We start from the raw sequence: 3,815 nt of genomic DNA, 5'->3' as shown, positions 1-3,815 counted from the left end.
TGCCAGGGTCGGGGCGTGAGCGCAGTCGTGGACGCCGTCGTGGTGGGGGCCGGGCCCAACGGGCTGGCCGCCGCCGTCGTGCTGGCCCGGGCCGGGCTGCGCGTGGAGGTGCTCGAGCGCAACACCACCGTGGGCGGGGGGGCGCGCACCGCCGAGCTGACCCTGCCCGGCTTCCACCACGACCTCGGCTCCGCCGTGCACCCCATGGCGCTGGCCTCGCCGTTCTTCCGCGCCTTCGACCTGCCCGCCCACGGCGTGGAGCTGCTGCAGCCCGAGGTGCAGTACGCCCAGCCCCTCGCCGGAGGCCGCGCCGCCCTGGCGCTGCGCGACCTGGACGCCACCGCCGAGGGCCTGGGCCCCGACGGGCCCGCCTGGCGAGCCCTGCTCGGCCCGCTGGTGCGCCGCTGGCGCGAGGTCGTCGCCCTGGCCCTGGGGGACCTGCGCAGCGCGCCGGCGACCCCGGCCGCGCTGGCCGCGGCGCTGCGCCTGGGCACCTCCGTGCTGGAGCAGGGCGGGCCCGCCTGGGGGGCCCGCTTCCGCACCGAGGCGGCACCGGCCCTGCTGACGGGGGTGGCCGCCCACGCGCTCGCCCCGCCGCGGGCGCTGGGCCCGGCCGGGGCCGGGCTGATGCTCGCCGCGCTGGCGCACGCCGTGGGCTGGCCGGTGCCGCGCGGCGGCTCGCAGTCGATCTCCGACGCGCTGGCCGCGGAGGTGCGCCGGCTGGGCGGCACCGTGCGCACCGGCGTGGAGGTGGGCGACCTGCGCGAGCTGCCGCCCTCGCGGGCGGTGCTGCTGGACGTGGTGCCGCGGGGCCTGCTGCGGCTGGCGGGGGACCGGCTGCCGCCGCGGTACGCGGCGCAGCTGCGCCGCTGGCGGCACCGCGCCGCCGCCGCGCCGGTGCACTTCGCCCTGGACGGGCCGGTGCCGTGGGCGGCGCCGGGGCTGGCGCGCGCCGGGACGGTGCACGTGGGCGGCACCCGCGCCGAGGTCGTCGCCGCCGAGCGCGCCGTGGCGGCCGGCCGGCACGCCGAGCGGCCCTACGTGCTGCTCTCGCAGCCGTCGGTGCTGGACCCCGCGCGGGCCCCCGGCGGGCAGCAGGTGCTGTGGACGTACGCGCACGTGCCGCTGGGCTCCACCGTGGACGTCGGGGACGCGGTGCAGGCGCAGCTGGAGCGGTTCGCGCCCGGGTTCGGCGAGCGCGTGCTGGCGCGGCGCACGGTCACCGCCGCGCAGCTGGAGGAGCAGAACCCGAACCTCGTGCTCGGCGACATCTCGGGCGGTGCGGTGACGCCGTGGCAGCTGCTGTTCCGGCCGGTGCCGCGCTGGGACCCCTACCGGGTGCCGCTGCCGGTGCCGACCTACCTGTGCTCCTCGGCGACGGCGCCCTCCTCGGGCGTGCACGGCATGGCCGGGGTGCACGCGGCACGGCGGGCGCTGCGGCAGGTGTTCGGGGTGCGCGTCGGCGCGGACGGGTTGTCCGCGCCGACGCGCTGACCGGGCCGCACCCGCGGGTTCCCGGCGGTTCCCCGGCGGTTCCCCGGCGGTCCCCGGTGGTTCACCCGGGGTTCCGGCAGGGTCCTGCCGAGTTCCTGGCAGGACCCTGCCGAGTTCCCGGAGGTTCCCCGCAGGTTCCCGCAGGTCCCCCGGAACTCCCGGGGTCCCCTCAGGAGCGCCCGGCGTGCGCCTGCTGCCCGGCGCCGGTCAGCTCCACGGCGCCGGACAGCGAGGGCAGGAACCGGCGCAGGTGCTCGCGGCTGCGCCGGGCGGCCTCGCGGTGCACCGGGTCGTGGTCGTACAGCTCCACGCTGATCCACCCGTCCAGGCCGTCGGTGCCCAGGGCGCGCCCCACCGCGGCGAAGTCGACGTCGCCGTCGCCGGGCACCAGGTGCGCGTGCACCCGGCCGGCGATGTCCTCCACCTGCAGGTGGCGGGTGATCGGCAGGTGCCGGGCCAGGGATCCGATCGGGTCGTCCTCGACGACGACCGTGTGGCCGAGGTCCTGGCTGAGCCAGAGGTCCCCGCTGCCGGTGCGGGCGATGACCGCGGCGACCTCGGCGTTGGTCTGGCAGTGGAACCCCGGCTCCGGCTCGATGCCCAGCACGGTGCTGCCGCGCGGCAGGCCCTGCGCGTCCAGCTCGTCGTGCAGGGTGTCGAGCAGTTCGGCGACGCCCTCGTCCAGCCAGCGGTCGGCGTCGGCGGCCTCGACGGCGGGGTGGCGGCTGCCGGTGGAGAAGACCACCAGCGGCACGCCCGCGCGCACGCCGATGCGCACCCCGCGGCGCAGCAGGTCCAGGCGGCGCTCGCGCTCGGTGGGGTCGGGGTCCACCAGCGCCGGCTCGAAGGGCAGTTCGCTCAGCAGGTGGGGGTCGCCGGTGGCGAGGCTGCACGCCACCAGGCCGGTCTCGTCCAGGGCTCGGCGCAGGCGGTCGGCGTCGGCGGCCGAGAACGACCAGGGGTCGACGTGCTGCGCGTTCAGCGAGAGCTCGATGCCGTCGTAGCCGGTGTCGGCCAGGACGCGGACGGCGTCGTCCAGCGGGACCGAGCGCAGGCCGTTGGCGTTGTACGCGAGCCGGGTGTTCGACGCGCGGGTGTGGTGGGTGGAATGCACCTGGGGACTCCTCGTGGTCGTGGGACAGGCGCGGGGTCGGGAAGGACCTCTCGCAGGGTGTCAGCAACCCGGGCGGTGCGCGCCCCGAGGGGGCCCGGTGCGGCGGGCGCGGTGCGTGACGGTGTTCACGCCGGGTCCGCGCCGGTTCGGCGTGCGCGGCCCCGCGGGGGCGGGCAGGGTGGCGACGTGCTGCTCCCACCGACGCGCGCCGCGCGTGGAGGACGACCGTGACCGCGACCCCGACCACGACGTCGGGGGGCACCGGGGCCGGTTCCTCCGCCGCCGGCGACGGGCCCGTCGTCCCGCCCTCCTCGCTGCAGGTTTACCGCGAACTGGGCGACCTCAAACGTCTGCGCGACGCCCGCGGAGAGGGTTCGCTCGCCGACCGGGCGTTCGTGCGCTCCTGGCGCACCCTGCTGGCAGACCCCTCCCCGGCCGCGGTGCAGCGCCTGGCGCTGCGCGAGACCGCGCACGCCCTGGCGGCCGCGCGCCTGGCCGGCGTGGACGCCGGCGTCCTGGCGCTGGCGGGCCTGTCGCGCCAGGAGCGCCTGGAGGTGCTGCGCCGCGCGTTCGACGCGGTGACCTCCACCGCCGAGGGCGGCCTGGGCGACCTGGTCGACCTGCGCGCGGCCCTGGACCCCGACCCGCTCGACGAGGCGCTGCTGCCCGCCGAACCGGGTTTCGTGCGCGCCCTGGTGCGCCAGCCCCGCGCCGGCGCCACCCACCCGGTGCGCCCGCGGATCGTCGTCGAACCCCCCGAGAGCCACGGCGACCACTGCTTCGCCACCGCCGTCTACTCCGCCCTGGTCGCGCCGCGGCACGGCGTGCCCCGCGGGGAGGCGTTCCTCGTCGCGCTGGCCCACCACCTGCCCAACGGCGACCTGCCCGACGCCGGTTTCGGCGGGGAGGTGCTGCTCGGCGAGCACTACCTGCCCGTCCTGGCCGCGCTGGAGGAGCGTTCCCTGGCGCAGCTGCCCGCCGCGGTGGCCCAGCGCCTGCGCGAACTGCTGCCGCAGCGGGAACTGGCCGACAACCCCGTGGGGCGGGTGTTCAACACCGCCGACGTCCTGGACCGCGTGCTGCAGGTGCACCACCACGCCCGCGCGGCCGGGTTCACCGCCGACCAGGCCCTGGACGACCTCGACATCGTGCACCCCGGTGCGGTGCAGCAGTTCCAGCTGCGCGTCCTGGCCGAGGCCGGCATCCC

At 78.1% G+C, this 3,815-nt stretch carries 3 protein-coding genes; 2 read left to right on the top strand and 1 reads right to left on the bottom strand.

Annotated elements, in window-relative coordinates; all coding sequences use genetic code 11:
- Positions 1-15: 15 nt before the first annotated feature.
- A complete protein-coding gene (locus tag GTR00_RS16240; protein ID WP_166612628.1) occupies positions 16-1,494 on the top strand; it encodes a phytoene desaturase family protein in 1,479 nt (492 codons plus the stop codon).
- Between the two features lie 169 nt (positions 1,495-1,663).
- Here GTR00_RS16240 and GTR00_RS16235 read toward each other — a convergent pair whose 3' ends face one another.
- The gene (locus tag GTR00_RS16235; RefSeq protein WP_166612627.1) at positions 1,664-2,608 is read right to left on the bottom strand and encodes a sugar phosphate isomerase/epimerase family protein; all 945 of its coding nucleotides are present in this window, start codon (positions 2,606-2,608) and stop codon (positions 1,664-1,666) included.
- A 227-nt stretch (positions 2,609-2,835) separates the two neighbouring features.
- Here GTR00_RS16235 and GTR00_RS16230 point away from each other — a divergent pair.
- On the top strand, positions 2,836-3,815 hold a 980-nt coding region (locus GTR00_RS16230; RefSeq protein ID WP_205705965.1), incomplete at its 3' end, for an HD domain-containing protein.

Origin of the sequence: Kineococcus indalonis, from assembly GCF_009906395.1 — a bacterium.
Classification (GTDB): Bacteria; Actinomycetota; Actinomycetes; order Actinomycetales; family Kineococcaceae; genus Kineococcus; species Kineococcus indalonis.
This window is presented reverse-complemented; position numbering and strand designations above follow the sequence as displayed.